The sequence below is a fragment of the Pseudomonas sp. Choline-02u-1 genome, from assembly GCF_002836515.1.
Taxonomy (GTDB): Bacteria; Pseudomonadota; Gammaproteobacteria; order Pseudomonadales; family Pseudomonadaceae; genus Aquipseudomonas.
In genome coordinates, this window is record NZ_PJBC01000065.1 from 415,364 (window position 1) to 429,946 (window position 14,583).

Consider the following 14,583-nt stretch of genomic DNA (forward strand, 5'->3'; position numbering starts at 1 on the left):
ATGGCCGCACCGCCCGCTGCCGATTGCCTCGACACGCCCGATGAAGATCGCAGCCATTTGCCATCATCCACTTTATACTGCCCGCCCCAGAGCCATTGCGTGCAAGGAATCAAGGTCAATGCGCAGTCTTCCGTTCGTTTTGCTGCTCTGCGTGGCTGTTCAGTTGAGCGGTTGTGCCGCCTATCGCCACTACGATCTTGAAATGCAGCAGACCACCGAGCAAATGACCCGGGGCAATCTTGACGGCGCTCTGGCACTGGTGGAATTGCACAACCCGTGGGAAGACAAGGATCTGCTGTATTACCTGGAAAAAGGCGCGATCCTCAGCGCTGGCAGTGTCCTGCCCGACAGCCAGGACGCCTGGCGCAATGCCGACCGGATGATCTTCCAGCGCGAGGAGGCCAACCCGTCCGGCGCAATGAAATTGCTCGCGCGCTTCGGTGACGAAATGGGCACGATGCTGGTCAACGACAAGCTGCGCCGCTATGAAGGCTACGATTACGAAAAGGTCATGTTGACTACGCAAATGGCCTTGAACCAGCTATCCGTCAATGACTTTGCCGGCGCCCGCGCAGACATCAGGAAAACCCACGAACGCGAAGCATTGATCGCCCGCCAGCGGGAAAAGCAATACGAAGCGGCCGAGGAACAGGCAAAAGCCCAAGGCAAAACCCTGCATTACAGGGACCTGGAGGGTTATCCGGTCGGCCTGCTCGAGGCGCCGCAGGTCGTGGAACTGAAAAACGGCTACCAGAGTGCGTTCAGCCACTATCTGGCCGGCTTCACTTACGAAGCCCTCGGCGAGCGCGCCCTGGCAGCGGCCGGTTATCGTCAGGCGATCGAATTGCGGCCGGACATGCCCTTGTTGCAAAAGGCCCTGCGCAATCTCGATAAACCGCCAGCGAAAGCCGATGAAAGCGATGTGTTGCTGATTATCCAGAGTGGGCTGGCCCCGGCTCGCAGTTCCGTACAGGTGCCGATCCCGGTTCGTCTGAACGAAACGTTGGTCATCATCGCGCCCATTTCATTCCCGGTGATGGTGCCTGATTCGGTCACACCCAATTTCAAGCATATAACTGTGGATGGCCATAAACAGCCGCTGGCCGTGATCAACAGCGTGACCGACATGTCCATGCGCACACTGCGCGACGACATGCCGCAAATCATCTCGCGGGCGATGTTCCGCGCCAACATGGCCGCCATCGGTCAAGCGCAGGAAAACGAGCGCAACCCGGCGAAAGCCTCGTTGATCGTCACTCAGCATGATCCGTTCGAAGAAGCCGACACCCGTACATGGCGAGCGTTGCCGGACAAGACGCTGATCGCCCGCCTGCGCCTGAAGAAAGGCCTGCACACCTTCCGTTTTGCGGCAGCGCCCATTGATAGCCCATTTGAACTTCGCGTCGATCAGGATCGGCATGTTCTGCATTTGCGTGTATTGCGCGACCAGGTTTTTACCGTTGGATCAGCCTTCGTGCCACAGCATAAACCTGCGCCAAGCCCACCTGATTCCGCGAACGAGTGATGGCACACCACCGAATAATGAAAGCGAAAAGATATTACATGGCCATCACCTCGCGTTTATAATGCCGCGCCCTCGCTCAGCGAGCCGGCAACACAAGCTCCTCACACTTGAGGAATTGGCAGGAGGCCAACGCCGCCGTCGATAGGTCACACCAGCCCGACCAGCACCCGCGGCTGCAAGTTTTGCTACTCAGGGAAGAAGTACCCATGGCATTCCGCGCCCCCACTCTGCTCGCGCTCAGCGCCGTCACTCTGTTGTCCGGCTGTGCAGCGTTTCGCAACTACGATTCCGAATTGGCCCAGACCAACCAGCAACTGGCTTCCGGCAACGTCGACGCGGCGCTGACCCTGCTGGAAAAGAACAACAGCGGCACCGACAAAGACCTGCTCTATTACTTCGAGAAAGGAGAACTGCTGCGCGCCAAGGGCGATCTGTCGGGCAGCCAGAACGCCTGGGGCAGCGCGGACAAGGTAGTCGGTCAGTGGGAAGACGCGGTCAAGCTCGACTCCGCCAAGTACCTGGCACAGTTCGGCAGCTTCATCGTCAACGACAAGGTGCGCCGCTACGAAGGCTACGACTACGAAAAAGTCATGCTGACCACGCAGATGGCCCTGAACCTGCTGGCGGTCAACGATTTCGATGGCGCCCGCACGGCGATCAAAAAGACCCACGAACGCGAAGCGGTGATCGCCGACCTGCGCGACAAGGAATACCTCAAGAGCGAAGAACAGGCCGAGAAAGAAGGCATCAAGACTCAGTACAAGGATCTTCAGGGTTATCCGGTTGCCAGCCTCGACGCGCCGGAAGTGGTCGGCCTGAAAAACAGCTATCAGAGCGCGTTCAGCCATTACCTCGCCGGTTTCGTCTACGAAGCCCTGGGCGAGAAGGATCTGGCCGCGCCGGGTTATCGCAAGGCTGCCGAATTGCGCCCGAACACGCCGCTGCTCGAGCAGGCGCTGGTCAACCTCGACAAACCTTCGAAGTCTGACGACAGCGATATCCTGATCGTAGTGCAGAGCGGCCTGGCCCCGGCCCGCGACTCGATTCGCGTACCGCTGCCGTTGCCGATTTCCAACAATGTGGTGATCACCCCGCTGTCGTTCCCGATCATCAAACCGGACACTTCCACCGCGCCGTTCGCGCAGATCGGTGTCGATGGCAAGCAAGTTGACCTGACCGCGCTGAACAGCACCACCGCTATGTCGCGCCGCGCGCTGCGCGATGACATGCCCGGGATCATCGTGCGCACCACCGTGCGGGCGATCACCAAAGGCGTGGCGCAAAAGCAGATCAACGAAACCAATCCGCTGGCCGGTCTCGCCGTAGGCATTTCTTCAGCGGTACTGGAAGGTGCCGATACCCGTACGTGGCGCACCCTGCCGGACAACACCCAAGTGGTGCGCCTGCGCCTGAAAAAGGGTGAGCATCAGGTTACCCTGCCGAGCGCCGTGGGCGGCTCGGTGGTCAGGGTCACCGTCGATCAGCGTTATCAAGTGGTCAGCCTGCGCGCCGTTGGCAACCAGGTGTTCGCTGGCGGCATCGCTGCTCACGTAATGCCGAGCGCTGGCGCGACCAACGTCGCCAGCCTCAAACAACCTTAAGAACGGAGTCTTGCAATGCGCTTGAAGATTATCGCCGTCGCCGCCCTCGCCTTGTTGGCAGGCTGCGCCACCCCGCCGCCACCTGAGCCGGGCAGCGCCGCGAGCAAAGTCGTGGCCATGGGGCCGCAGAAACACATCGTCGTCGGCGCCATGCGCGTGGCCCGCGAAAACGGCTTCATGACCGTCAATGTGCAGTTGAGCAACACCCTCAACAGCAACAAGATCTTCTACTACCGCTTCGCCTGGCTTGGCGCCGAAGGTTTCCCGGTTGCCGAAGAAGAGGTCTGGAAAAGCCAGATGATGTATGGCGCTCAGACCAGCTTCATTCAAGCCATCGCTCCGACCCCGAAAGCCGTGGATTTCCGTCTGGAAATCAAAACGCCTTAAGCCCGCCACCCTTTTTCTGATTGAGAGAGCTTTCTCATGTTTGCACGCTTTTCCTGCATCGCCGTCATCGCCCTGCTGGCCTCCGGTTGCGCCAACACTTCGCCGACCCTGGGCAGCAAGAACATCAGTTACGGCGACACCAAAGCCGTTGAAACCGTGACCAACGAATTCGGTTCGACCGACCTGCAAATGATCGCCGAATCGATGACCCGCTCGCTGGCCCAGTCCGGCATTCTGCAGGGTCGTCCCGTGGTTCAGGTCTACGACGTGAAAAACAAGACCAGCGAGTACATCGATACCCGCGAAATCACCACCAGCATCAAGACCCAGCTGATGAAGACCGGCGTCGCGCGCTTCGCCAGCGATAACAACGCAATGCAGAGCCAGGTTGACCAGCTCAAACTGCAAAACCAGAGCGGTCTGTACAAGAAAAGCACCGTGGCCAAGACCGGCAATATGGTTGCCGCCAAGTACCGCATCGAAGGCTCGATCAGCTCGATCGTCAAGCGCAGCAGCGACTACAAGGACGTCTTCTACAAATTCAGCCTGCAGTTGATCGACGTCGAAAGCGGTCTGGCCGAGTGGATGGATGAAAAAGAGATCCGCAAAACCACGGAGCGTTGATCGATGCGCACATGGATTGGCATGATGGCCCTGGCTTGCGCGTTCAGCGCGCAGGCGGCCCCGAAAGTGGCGGTGACGGATCTGGCGTATCAGGAGCGCGTGGAGCAATACATCCACATCGTTTCGGCGCAGAGCAATCACCGCGAGAGCTACTACAGCGCCAGCGGCTCTTCGAGCTACAACGAGATCGAAGCGACCACCAGCTACATCGAACAGGGCGAGTTGCGCAAATTCACCGGCGACATAAAGGGTGAAATTCTGCGTACCGGCATGTTCCAGCTGGTGCAGGGCACGCCGTACACCGCCTCGTCCAAAGGCGATGTGTATGACGTGATCAAACGCATCAAGGCCGGCAACTTCAAAGGCGCCGACTACGTGTTGTTCGGCACTGTGTCCGACATCGACTTCACCCAGGACGTCAACGAGCTGGCGCATACCGACAGCTACTCGGCGGTACTGGGCCTGACACTGGTGGCGGATTTCAGTCTGATCAACACCAAGACTTACGAGATCACCTCGGCCTTCACGGCGATGGGCGAAGCGCAGGACACCAAACTGGTGAACCATCGCGACATCAAGATCTCGCTGAATCGTCCGCGGGTGGTGCGTGACGTGTCCAAGGCCTTGGGGGAAGACGTGGCCGGGCAACTGAGCATGCAGCTCGATGGTGGTGGCGGTTACGAGCAACCGCGCGAGGCGCCGCAGCGCAACAATCTACCGCGTGATACGGCGCCGGTGATTCTGCGCTGACCGACCGAGAGAAACAAAAAAGGCGACCCGCAAAGGTCGCCTTTTTTCTGCCCGAGTGCTTCAGGCCGCCGCTTTACGCAACGTCGCCATAAACGCCGCCGCACCAATGAACAACCCGGCAAAGGTGCGGTTCATGCGCTTCTGCTGTTTGGGCGTGCGCAACAGACGCAGCACCTTCGACGCCAGCCCGGTGTAACCGGCCATCACGATCAGATCGACAAACACCATCGTCACACCGATCACCACATACTGAATCAGCAGCGGCGCGTGGGGATTGATGAACTGCGGCAACACCGCGAGCATGAACACCAACGCCTTGGGGTTGCTGATGTTCACCAGAAAGCCGCGAAACACCAGGGCCAGCGGCTTGCCGATCGGCCGTACCGCGGCGTCATCGCTCATGTCCATGGGCAGCGCCCGCCATTGCTTGATCGCCAGATAAACCAGATAAGCGACGCCGAACCATTTGATCGCATGGAACGCTGTGGCCGATGCGGTGAGCACGGCACCCACACCCGCGCCGACAATCGCGATCTGCACCGCCAAGCCGATCTGCAGGCCCAGCGCGTTCCAGTAGCCGCGCCAGAATCCGTATTGCAGACCGCTGGACATCGACGCGATGGCGCCCGCGCCCGGGGACAGGCTGATCACCCAGCAGGCGGCAAAGAATGCCAGCCATGTTTGAAGCTCCATCGCACACCTCGGCTCTGAATCGTGACAGACGCTCAAGCTAATGCGCTTTGGGCTTAAAAGCAAAAGATCGTCCGAAGGCTCGGGCCGCGATCGTCCGATCTTTTGATCTCGCTGAAAAAGCTACTTCTCGAACCCGCTCGACGGCAACACATCCGTCCCGCGCCAACGCCGCACCGAACGCTGGAAGAACAGGCTGTTCGGCACCTGCACCATGGCGCTGCCGGTGCCGAGTTCTTCGGCCTCGACCAGCGTGGTGTAGAGCAGATTGATCGCGATCACCCGGCCTTTGACGCCAGGCTTGTCGGTGGTGTCCACCAGCTCGACCACATCGCCGAGGCGGAACGGTCCGACGGTGAAGATCAGGATCGCGCAGAGCAGATTGGACAGCACGCTCCACATGGCGAAGAACGCCACCGCCGCCACCGCGACAAAACCCGACAGCGCCGTCCACAGCACTGTCGCCGAAACGCCGAGGCGCTCAAGCACGAAGAGCAGCGCGCTGCCCATGATCAGCCAGCGCAGCACGCCACGCAGCGGCATCAGCAATTGCGGCGGGAAAGGATAACGCTCACCCAGGCGAGTCAGGCCTTTGGCGACGAAACGCTGGGTCAGGTAACCCGCGAGCAGAATCAGCAGAATCTGCGCGGTGAACCAGAGCGGTTCGACCCATACCGCCGCAAAGGGCAGTTTGAAGGCTTCCATCAGGACAACGCCTCCAGCTCCGCCTGCATGCTTTCCAGGGTTTCCAGCGCTTGCATCCAGGCTTCTTCCAACTCGGCTTCACGAACCTTCAATTTGGCCTGTTCGGCGAGCAGATCCCGCAGTTCATTCTTGCGTGCCGGCTCGTAGATATCGCTGTCGCCGAGGCTGGCATCGACCTTGGCCAGTTTCTCGTGAAGCTTGCCCAGCTCGGCTTCAAGCTTGTCGGCCTCGCGCTTGTGCGGGGCCAGTTGTTGGCGCAACGCTGCTGCCGCTTGGCGCTGGGCTTTCTTGTCGGTCTTGTCCGGATTGACCGGTGTGTTGCTGACCGGCGCATTACGCTGGCGGTATTCCACCAGCCAGCGGGCGTAATCTTCCAGGTCGCCATCGAACTCTTCGACCTTGCCGTCGGCGACCAGATAGAAGTTGTCGGTGGTGCTCTTGAGCAAATGCCGATCGTGAGACACCACCAGCACCGCACCGCTGAATTCCTGCAGGGCCATGGTCAGTGCCAGACGCATTTCCAGGTCGAGGTGGTTGGTCGGTTCGTCGAGCAGCAACAGGTTCGGCCGCTCCCAGGCGATCAACGCAAGCGCGAGACGAGCCTTCTCGCCACCGGAGAAATTCAGCACCGGCTCATCGATGCGCGCGCCACGGAAGTCGAAGCCGCCGAGGAAGTCACGCAAGGTCTGCTCGCGCTCGCCCGGCGCCAGCCGCTGCAAGTGCAGCAACGGGCTGGCCTTGGAATCCAGCGAATCGAGTTGATGCTGAGCGAAGTAGCCGACCACGGTGTTCTCGCCACGGGTCAGGCGCCCGGCCAGCGGTTCAAGCTCACCGGCGAGGTTCTTGATCAGCGTCGATTTACCCGCGCCGTTCGGCCCGAGCAGACCGATCCGCGCGCCCGGAGTCAGTTGCAGCTTGACCTTCTCCAGGATGGTCTTGTCGCCATAACCCAGGCGTGCATCGGACAGGTCGATCAGCGGGCTGGAGATCTTCGTTGACTCACGGAAGACGAAGTCGAACGGCGAATCGACGTGGGCCGCCGAGAGTTCTTCCATGCGTTCCAGCGCCTTGATCCGGCTCTGCGCCTGACGGGCCTTTGTCGCCTGGGCCTTGAAGCGAGCGATGTAGCTTTCCATGTGCGCACGCTGCGCCTGCTGCTTCTCGTAGGCCTGTTGCTGCTGGGCCAGACGCTCGGCGCGGGCGCGTTCGAACGCGGTGTAGCCTCCACGGTAGAGCGTCAGTTTGCGCTGATCGACATGGGCGACGTGATCAACCACTTCGTCGAGGAAGTCGCGGTCGTGGGAAATCAGCAGCAAGGTGCCCGGATAGCTTTTCAGCCACTCTTCGAGCCAGATGATTGCGTCGAGGTCCAAGTGGTTGGTCGGTTCGTCGAGCAGCAGCAGATCCGAGGGGCACATCAGTGCCTGTGCCAGATTCAGACGCATCCGCCAGCCACCGGAGAAATCGCCGACCTGACGGTCCATCTGCTCATTGGTGAAACCAAGACCGGCGAGCAGCTTGCGCGCCCGTGCATCGGCGGTGTAACCGTCGGCGCTGTCGAGTTCGGCGTGCAGGCGCGCCAGCGCGGTGCCGTCATGGGCCTGCTCGGCGGCGGCAAGCTCGCGCTGCACCTCACGCAGACGCAGGTCGCCATCGAGCACATAGTCGACCGCCAGGCGCTCAAGGGTGTCGACCTCCTGGCGCATGTGCGCGATGCGCCAGTCGACCGGCAGCAGGCAGTCGCCCGAATCCGGATGCAACTCGCCGCGCAGCAAGGCGAACAGGCTGGATTTGCCGGCACCGTTGGCGCCGATGAGGCCGGCTTTGTGGCCGGCGTGCAGGGTCAGCTCGGCGTCTTCTAGCAGACGTTGCGGGCCACGCTGTAAAGTCAGGTTCTGAAGTCGGATCATAATGGCGGCGGAGTCTACCAGCTTCGCTCACAACTGGCGCGAGTAGCACGATGTCCTCTGACCTGTGGAGCTTTGCCCTTGATGTCTACGCCCGACCGGGCGTGGAAGATGCCTGCCTGCGATTGCAAACGGCGGGCGCCAATGTCTGCCTGTTGCTATGCGGTTTGTGGCTGGAGCAGCGAGCGGTGACCTGCGATGAACCGCGCGTACGCCTGCTCAAGGCCTTGACCGCGCCGTGGGATGTCGAAGTGGTGCAGCCATTGCGAAGCCTGCGCATGCAATGGAAAGTGCGGGCCGTCGATGATGCGGTGGTGGCAGGCATGCGCGAGCAGATCAAGTCACTTGAGCTTGAAGCTGAACGAACCTTGTTGTCACGGCTGGAAGGTGTGGCGCAGGAATGGACGCGCAACGAGGCAGGTTCGGTGACCTGGCTGGAAGGCTTGGCCGGCAGTGCAGCCAGCCTGAACCGCGACGCGCTGCAAGTGCTGCGCGTCGCGGCAACCGGCACTTAGGAAGCGCTGGTCGGGGTGCTGCTGACGCTCGACGAAGCGGCTGGCGCTGGCGCCGTCGAAGGGGTCGAGTGAGCGGCGGACGACGGTGCCGACGTAGCCTGAGCAGCCGGGGAAGCCGCAGGCGCAGGCTTGGCCGCTGGAGCGGTAGCCGGTTTGGTAGCGGCTGGCTTGGCAGCAGCAGGCTTTTTCACCGCTGGTTTTGCGGCTGGCTTGGCGGCCGGTTTTGCAGCAGCGGGCGCAGGCTTGGCAGCAGCGGGTTTCGCAGCAGGCTTGGCGGCCGGTTTCGCCGCGGTTTTTGCCGCAGGTTTTGCTGTCGATGTTGCGGCTGGTTTGGCAGCAGGTTTTACCGCCACTTTCGCCGTAGGTTTGGCGGCAGCCGGTTTAACCGCAATCTTGGCAACGGGCTTCGCAGCAGCTGTTTTTGCGACTGGTTTCGCCGCTGCTTTGGCAGCAGGTTTGGCGGCTGCGGTTTTCGCCGGTGCAGCTTTGCTCGCGGCCGGTTTAGCGACGGTTTTGGCAGGGGTGGCTTTCGTTGCTGGCTTGGCTGTAGCAGGTTTGGCTGCGGTGGTTTTAGCCGCCGGCTTTGCCGCGCTCGCCGCTGGCTTCTTCGCTGCAGTTTTCGCCGCTGGTTTGGCAACCGCTTTCACTGGCGCCTTGGCCGCTGGTTTGGCGGTGGTTTTCGCAGCAGCAGGTTTGGCCGCAGCGGTCTTTGCCGGGGCTTTGCTTGCAGCAGGTTTGGCAGCGACTTTCTTCGCTGGAGCGGCTGCGGGTTTGGCCGAACGCGACGACAGGACCTTACCCACTGCTTCCTGAACGCGGCCAACACCCTGGGCCAGCTTCAGGCTTTCCTGAGCATCGCGCTTGAGCTGCAGAATGTAGCTGCGGGTCTCGGACTGACGATCTTTCAACGCGTCGAGCAGGTCTTCGAGTTCTTTCACCGAGGCCTTGGCTTTATTCTGCGCCTTGGCTTTGCCGGCGGTGGCGGCGTCTTGCAGTTTGGTGCGCGATTTGTGCAGTTTTTCCTGCGCTTTGCCACGCTGTTTTTCCAGCTTGGCGAGCAGTTTTTCAGCATCAGCCAAGGCTTGCGAGCAAGCGTTTTCCAAATGCTCGAGCAAGCTGCCCGACAACTGTTGGAGTAAGTGCAACGGAGTATTTACAGGCTTCTTGGTGGCCGACATGGTTTACCTCCTGGCTGACGTGAGTGCGGCTCATACTAGACCTCTGCTGATACCGCCGCTAGGGCATGTTGACAGTATCTGCGCCGTTGCGTTGCACCGAAGCCGAAATGTTCTGCACCGGGGTAAAAGCAGTTCACCGATGCAGACGTTTGCACTGGCATAATCCCTCGCATCTCAGGTCGGAGAGTGCCCATGTCGCGCTACTTTATTTTGTCCCTCTGCGTGGTTTTTTCGGCGGCATACGCCGATGAAAAAACCACGGCGAATGATGCTCATGACCTGGCTTACAGCCTCGGTGCCAGCCTCGGTGAACGGCTGCGCCAGGAGGTGCCGCAGTTGCAGATCCAGGCGCTGATCGAAGGCCTGCAACAGGCGTATCAGGGCAAGCCCCTGGCGTTGAGTGAAGCGCGTATCGAACAGATTCTGGCCGATCACGAATCGCGCAATGCCGAGCAGGCATCACGCCAATCGAGTGATGCTGCGATGGAGAACGAGCAACGGTTTCTCAGCGCGGAAAAAGCCAAACCGGGCGTAAAGGAATTGGCCGATGGCATCCTTCTGACCGAACTCGTCCCGGGCTCCGGCGCCAAAGCCGGCCCCGACGGAAAAGTTCAGGTGTTGTATGTCGGCAAGTTGCCGGACGGCACTGTGTTTGACCAGAACAGCCAACCGCAATGGTTCAACCTCGACAGCGTGATTGCCGGTTGGCGCACGGCGCTGCAGAACATGCCGGTCGGGGCAAAATGGCGATTGGTGATTCCATCGGATCAGGCCTATGGTGCCGACGGTGCCGGCGACCTGATCGCACCGTTCACGCCACTGGTGTTTGAAGTGGAACTGCGTGGCGCGACGAACTGATCGGGCATAAAAAAACGGTGCGCTTTCGGCGCACCGTTTTTCCGCAAGGATGTGGTTCAGGCCTGAACCGGGTCTTCTGCCTTGTGTGCCGTGTGCAGCACTTCGATCAGGCAGTCTTCAAGTTCGAAGCGCTCATGCAGCAAGCCGCCCAATTCCTTGAATTTCTCCGCAACGCATTTACCTTCATCGCACAGGTCGTTGAACGCGAGCAGCTTCTCGGTAATGACGTCGATGCGCGGGTAGATTGTCTCGGCGAGTTCCAGACCGCGCTTGTCGTTGAACGCCTTGGCTTCGCCAGTCAACTGTTCATAGATTTCAAAGTGACCGGCCGACACGTAATCGACCAGCACACCGCAGAATTCCAGTAGAGGTTTGCGGCTTTCAGACAGCGAATCAGGCTGCGCACCGAGTTTGTCGTAGGCGCCGATCAGCTCTTCACGCTCCTGCAACCAGCGGTCGATCAGCAGATGAACCCCACCCCAACGTTCCTGAGCATTCTGACAACTTTCGAGCATGGCGATCTCTCTTCCCTTGTGGGTCATGCTGCTCTACACCCGCGCCCATGTTCTGATTTGACTGGGTGGACGATCGGGCAGAGCGTCATCGAGCAACATAAATCCAATGACACGTGCCGGCCAGATTATGCCCGCACGCCTATGGCTTCAAGGTACGCAGGAGATAAAGTTCATACAAGTGTTTAATCCCTGACCAGCACGTGGTGCGACGCTTCGTCGCTGACCGGTCGTTGCAGAGCACTGCAGATCAGACGCAACAACTGATAAACCGCAAGAATGGACACACCGACAAAAAACAGCAGGCTCCATTCCGGGATGCTCAAATCGAAGAGTGTCCAGGAGATTTCCGAGCAGTCGGCACCGCCGTTGAACATTCGTTGCAGGGCACAGATCCATGGCAAGCCACTGAAAAGTGATTCCACAGTCGGCGAGCATTTGACCAGTTGCAACATGGAATCACTCTGGATCAACACCTGCCGCCAGGCAGCGGTGGTTCCGCCCAGACTGGCGCCCAACGCAAACAGCCAGTACCACCATAATCCGCCACGCCGGGGGCCATGCACCGCCGCCACGCCGCAGCCAATGCACAGCAAGGTGAGGAACAAGCGCTGCACCAGGCACAGACTGCAAGGCGTCAGGCCCACCGCATATTCGAGGTAATAGGAAGCTCCCAGAGCAAAGGCCCCCGCAATGAAAGCGATGAAGAACAAGGAGCGTGAGCAGGCCAACGACATGGCTTTTCCGTAACAGTAGAGACAGGCAGTTACGGTAGAGGAAAGCGTGTCAGCCTTTCAAGGCAAGGGCCTGCCGACAGTTCACCACAGATGTAGGGAAAACCCGACAGGTTCAAGAGGAAAAGATGAAGGACTCTGTAGGACTTTGCCTCAAGAGCACAAAGAAGATGAATTTTCGGTCAGTGAAGTTCACGAGGGAGCATCCTCCCTCGCCTCTCAGACCTTCGCCGCAACCGGCAAAGGCGCCGCCAGCAAACGTTCATCAAGCAGCCCAAGACCTTCCTGGAACAACTGGTTGCTGCGCTCGGTATCGCCGAGCTGTGCGAGCAGTCGGGCCAATTCAGCGCATGTCTCAGGATTGCGCTGCACGCGCAGACTGCTTTCCAGATAGTCGCGAGCCTTGCCCCACAGACTGGTTTGCAGACATAAACGCCCAAGGGTCAGCAGCAGGCTCGGATCGGCCGGATGCTCCTTGAGCCAGCCCTCAGCGGTTTGCAACTGTCGTGCAGGATCACTGCCACGAACCAGACCATAAAGCCGCGCCAGATGGCTGTCGTACCTGCGCTTGAGCGCGGTGCGCAGCACCTCTTCGGCCTCGACCTGAGCGCCTAGCTGGCGCAATTGCTCGGCATAGGCCAATACCAGAGGGGCCTCCTGACGCTGCGCTGAAGTCAGCTGTTCCCAGGCCCGCTTGAGCGACTGCAGACCCACCGTGCCGTCCTCTTCGCGATGAGCTGCCAGCGAGAGATTTTCCCCCCAGGCGCGACGCTCGAGTTCAGCCAGTTCGGCCGGCGGCAGCACTTTGTCCTTGCGCAACTCCGGCAGCAGACGAATCACCGCCGTCCATTCGCCACGCTGCTGATACAGACGTTGCAATTGACGCAGTGTTTGCGCGCTGCGCGGATGCCGTTCATGCATTGCCTGCAAGGTCACCAGCGCACCGTCGGTGTCGCCACGATCGGTCTGCAACTGTGCGTGACTCAGGGCGATCGCCAATTCGGCTTGCGGCTGACGCTCCAGCGCACGTTCGAGCAAACGATCGCTTTCTTCGTACTGGCCTTGCTCGTTGGCCGCGCGTGCGGCGCCCAGGTAATAAAGCAGCGGCTGGCGTTCGGCTTCGGCTGCGCGGGTCAGATGCCGCTGCGCGCTGGCCCAGCGACCCTCAGCCAGATCCAGTTGCCCGTGTTCGATTGCCACTTGCACGCGGCGGCTGCGATTGCGCCGCGACCAGGGATTGACCACGCCGGTAGAGGTCGTCACCAGCTCGACCAACACCTTGATACCCCAGAACAGCAGCCACAGCACCGTGATCACCGCCAGCGTTGCCCACAGGCTCGCCTCGTAGCGGAAGCTCTTGTACGCCACCAGCACGTAACCGGAATGCTCGGCGATCGCCAGGCCCAGCGCTGCCGTCGCCGCGATGACCAGAAACACGATTACATAGAGGCGCTTCATGGGGTCGTCTCCTGCGCCGCGTTGGCGGCAGGCTTGGCGAACGGCTTCACCGATTCTTCGGCGTTGAGGTTGCGCCGCTCAAGATACGCTTGCACCGCGCTCAAGGTGCCGGCCAGATCCGGAATCTTGACGGTGACGGGCTCCTTGCTCAGTTCGGCGACCTGTTCCAGCATGATTTTGCTTTGCGGGTTGTCCGGGTTGAAATTGCCCTTGAGCACATCGCGCGCCTCGGTCAGCGCCTGGGTGTAAACCGGCGCCTGACCGTTGAGTGCCGCCCATTGCGCCTGCTCCAGCGCCAGGCTCAGGGCCAGGCGTACCTGGCTCAGGCTCTGCCCGGCCAGCAGCGGTTTGACATTCTTGTCGGCGTTGAAATCGATGCGGATATAGCGCGACACCTTGTCCCACCATTGCGCCCAGCGACTGGCGCCATCGCCGTCGGCGGTCAGACCCAGCAGCGACTCGCCGCGATCCTTGTACTCCGGCGCCAGCTCGGTAAGGTCGATGACCTGATCGCGCAGCGCGCCAAGGCGCAGGAACAGCCCGGTGCGATCCGGTTGTTCGGTGCTGCGCAAGGCAACCAGGGTTTTCGCCACTTGCTCGCGAGCGGCGAAGGAACCCGGGTCATTCTGTTCACGGAGGATTTCGTCGGCGCCCTGCACCAGCGCCTGCGCGCTGCTGATGTCCTGCAATGCCGACAGGCGCAGACTGGCCAGACGCAGCAAGTGCTCGGCTTCGGCCAGACGCCAGTCCTTGCGGCTGGCGCCGAGGACGGTTTCCAGACGTTGATTGAGGCGCTGCTGATCGCCTTGCAATTGCGTGACCAGACGCTGGCGTTCGGCGAGTTCATCAGCGCCAGGCAACTGCGCAAGGCGCTCGGTCAGACGCTGCTCGTTGAGCTTCAGACTCTGCGCCTGATCATTCAACGCCTGCACCTGACTCGACTGTTGCTGCGTGTTGTTCTGCAGGTGACGCACCTGCCAGACACCCCAGCCACCGATGGCGACACCGGCGGCGCCAAGCAGCAGGGCGACAATCGCCAGTCCATTGCCTCGGCGCGGCTCCCGGGCCGGCGGTGGAGTTTCAATCTGAGCATCGAGCGCAGGCTGGGCGTCATCTTTGGGCAAGGCTGTTTCGCTCAC

15 protein-coding genes are annotated in these 14,583 nt (G+C 60.6%); 7 read left to right on the forward strand and 8 right to left on the reverse strand.

The features are described from left to right. Positions 1 to 118: 118 nt before the first annotated feature. From CXF97_RS23500 to CXF97_RS23520, 5 genes are all read left to right on the forward strand, one after another. Complete coding sequence (locus CXF97_RS23500; protein ID WP_101161533.1) at positions 119 to 1,525, forward strand: COG3014 family protein; 1,407 nt, start codon at positions 119 to 121, stop codon at positions 1,523 to 1,525. A gap of 206 nt (positions 1,526 to 1,731) precedes the next feature. Continuing rightward, positions 1,732 to 3,126: a COG3014 family protein gene (locus CXF97_RS23505; protein ID WP_101161534.1), complete on the forward strand. Its 1,395-nt coding sequence runs from the start codon at positions 1,732 to 1,734 to the stop codon at positions 3,124 to 3,126. A 15-nt stretch (positions 3,127 to 3,141) separates the two neighbouring features. After that, positions 3,142 to 3,513, forward strand: a complete 372-nt coding sequence (locus tag CXF97_RS23510) for a YcfL family protein (RefSeq protein ID WP_016772611.1) — start codon at positions 3,142 to 3,144, stop codon at positions 3,511 to 3,513. Between the two features lie 36 nt (positions 3,514 to 3,549). Then, entirely contained in the window at positions 3,550 to 4,137 is a 588-nt protein-coding gene (gene lpoB, locus CXF97_RS23515; RefSeq protein ID WP_016772610.1) for a penicillin-binding protein activator LpoB, read from the forward strand. A 3-nt stretch (positions 4,138 to 4,140) separates the two neighbouring features. Next, entirely contained in the window at positions 4,141 to 4,887 is a 747-nt protein-coding gene (locus CXF97_RS23520) for a penicillin-binding protein activator LpoB (protein WP_101161536.1), read from the forward strand. A 60-nt stretch (positions 4,888 to 4,947) separates the two neighbouring features. Here CXF97_RS23520 and rhtB read toward each other — a convergent pair whose 3' ends face one another. The 3 genes from rhtB to CXF97_RS23535 all read right to left on the reverse strand — a co-directional run bounded on the left by rhtB (position 4,948) and on the right by CXF97_RS23535 (position 8,192). After that, positions 4,948 to 5,580, reverse strand: a complete 633-nt coding sequence (gene rhtB, locus CXF97_RS23525) for a homoserine/homoserine lactone efflux protein (protein ID WP_024014759.1) — start codon at positions 5,578 to 5,580, stop codon at positions 4,948 to 4,950. A gap of 120 nt (positions 5,581 to 5,700) precedes the next feature. Next, a complete protein-coding gene (locus CXF97_RS23530; protein WP_101161538.1) occupies positions 5,701 to 6,282 on the reverse strand; it encodes a mechanosensitive ion channel family protein in 582 nt (193 codons plus the stop codon). Beyond that, positions 6,282 to 8,192 carry an ATP-binding cassette domain-containing protein gene (locus CXF97_RS23535; protein WP_101161540.1) on the reverse strand — a complete coding sequence of 637 codons (1,911 nt, stop codon included), beginning with the start codon at positions 8,190 to 8,192 and terminating at the stop codon, positions 6,282 to 6,284. Before CXF97_RS23535 ends, CXF97_RS23530 begins: the two co-directional genes overlap by 1 nt. A gap of 50 nt (positions 8,193 to 8,242) precedes the next feature. On the opposite strand from CXF97_RS23535, the gene CXF97_RS23540 reads away from it, so the two are divergent. Beyond that, positions 8,243 to 8,704: a TIGR02444 family protein gene (locus tag CXF97_RS23540; RefSeq protein WP_101161542.1), complete on the forward strand. Its 462-nt coding sequence runs from the start codon at positions 8,243 to 8,245 to the stop codon at positions 8,702 to 8,704. On the opposite strand, the gene CXF97_RS23545 is transcribed toward CXF97_RS23540, so the two are convergent. Further along, complete coding sequence (locus CXF97_RS23545; RefSeq protein ID WP_101161544.1) at positions 8,701 to 9,882, reverse strand: AlgP family protein; 1,182 nt, start codon at positions 9,880 to 9,882, stop codon at positions 8,701 to 8,703. The two genes, CXF97_RS23540 and CXF97_RS23545, sit on opposite strands and share 4 nt — an antisense overlap. Positions 9,883 to 10,074: 192 nt before the next feature. Here CXF97_RS23545 and CXF97_RS23550 point away from each other — a divergent pair, with 192 nt between their 5' ends. Then, complete coding sequence (locus tag CXF97_RS23550; protein WP_101161546.1) at positions 10,075 to 10,740, forward strand: FKBP-type peptidyl-prolyl cis-trans isomerase; 666 nt, start codon at positions 10,075 to 10,077, stop codon at positions 10,738 to 10,740. 56 nt (positions 10,741 to 10,796) lie between these two features. On the opposite strand, the gene CXF97_RS23555 is transcribed toward CXF97_RS23550, so the two are convergent. The 4 genes from CXF97_RS23555 to CXF97_RS28540 all read right to left on the reverse strand — a co-directional run bounded on the left by CXF97_RS23555 (position 10,797) and on the right by CXF97_RS28540 (position 14,583). Further along, positions 10,797 to 11,255 carry an Rsd/AlgQ family anti-sigma factor gene (locus CXF97_RS23555; protein WP_039757408.1) on the reverse strand — a complete coding sequence of 153 codons (459 nt, stop codon included), beginning with the start codon at positions 11,253 to 11,255 and terminating at the stop codon, positions 10,797 to 10,799. Between the two features lie 182 nt (positions 11,256 to 11,437). Continuing rightward, complete coding sequence (locus tag CXF97_RS23560) at positions 11,438 to 11,989, reverse strand: disulfide bond formation protein B (protein ID WP_101161547.1); 552 nt, start codon at positions 11,987 to 11,989, stop codon at positions 11,438 to 11,440. Between the two features lie 216 nt (positions 11,990 to 12,205). After that, a complete protein-coding gene (locus CXF97_RS23565; protein WP_101161549.1) occupies positions 12,206 to 13,444 on the reverse strand; it encodes a heme biosynthesis protein HemY in 1,239 nt (412 codons plus the stop codon). Further along, positions 13,441 to 14,583, reverse strand: a complete 1,143-nt coding sequence (locus tag CXF97_RS28540; RefSeq protein WP_256589923.1) for a uroporphyrinogen-III C-methyltransferase — start codon at positions 14,581 to 14,583, stop codon at positions 13,441 to 13,443. The genes CXF97_RS23565 and CXF97_RS28540 overlap by 4 nt, the downstream gene beginning before the upstream one ends.

What these genes read in the sequence shown, in the direction of transcription:
- rhtB (WP_024014759.1), bottom strand. Translation starts at nt 5,580, where the DNA reads ATGGAGCTTCAAACATGGCTGGCATTCTTTGCCGCCTGCTGGGTGATC.
- lpoB (WP_016772610.1), top strand. Translation starts at nt 3,550, where the DNA reads ATGTTTGCACGCTTTTCCTGCATCGCCGTCATCGCCCTGCTGGCCTCC.
- CXF97_RS23530 (WP_101161538.1), bottom strand. Translation starts at nt 6,282, where the DNA reads ATGGAAGCCTTCAAACTGCCCTTTGCGGCGGTATGGGTCGAACCGCTC.
- CXF97_RS23505 (WP_101161534.1), top strand. Translation starts at nt 1,732, where the DNA reads ATGGCATTCCGCGCCCCCACTCTGCTCGCGCTCAGCGCCGTCACTCTG.
- CXF97_RS23555 (WP_039757408.1), bottom strand. Translation starts at nt 11,255, where the DNA reads ATGCTCGAAAGTTGTCAGAATGCTCAGGAACGTTGGGGTGGGGTTCAT.
- CXF97_RS23520 (WP_101161536.1), top strand. Translation starts at nt 4,141, where the DNA reads ATGCGCACATGGATTGGCATGATGGCCCTGGCTTGCGCGTTCAGCGCG.
- CXF97_RS23535 (WP_101161540.1), bottom strand. Translation starts at nt 8,192, where the DNA reads ATGATCCGACTTCAGAACCTGACTTTACAGCGTGGCCCGCAACGTCTG.
- CXF97_RS23540 (WP_101161542.1), top strand. Translation starts at nt 8,243, where the DNA reads ATGTCCTCTGACCTGTGGAGCTTTGCCCTTGATGTCTACGCCCGACCG.
- CXF97_RS23545 (WP_101161544.1), bottom strand. Translation starts at nt 9,882, where the DNA reads ATGTCGGCCACCAAGAAGCCTGTAAATACTCCGTTGCACTTACTCCAA.
- CXF97_RS23500 (WP_101161533.1), top strand. Translation starts at nt 119, where the DNA reads ATGCGCAGTCTTCCGTTCGTTTTGCTGCTCTGCGTGGCTGTTCAGTTG.
- CXF97_RS23560 (WP_101161547.1), bottom strand. Translation starts at nt 11,989, where the DNA reads ATGTCGTTGGCCTGCTCACGCTCCTTGTTCTTCATCGCTTTCATTGCG.
- CXF97_RS23565 (WP_101161549.1), bottom strand. Translation starts at nt 13,444, where the DNA reads ATGAAGCGCCTCTATGTAATCGTGTTTCTGGTCATCGCGGCGACGGCA.
- CXF97_RS23510 (WP_016772611.1), top strand. Translation starts at nt 3,142, where the DNA reads ATGCGCTTGAAGATTATCGCCGTCGCCGCCCTCGCCTTGTTGGCAGGC.
- CXF97_RS23550 (WP_101161546.1), top strand. Translation starts at nt 10,075, where the DNA reads ATGTCGCGCTACTTTATTTTGTCCCTCTGCGTGGTTTTTTCGGCGGCA.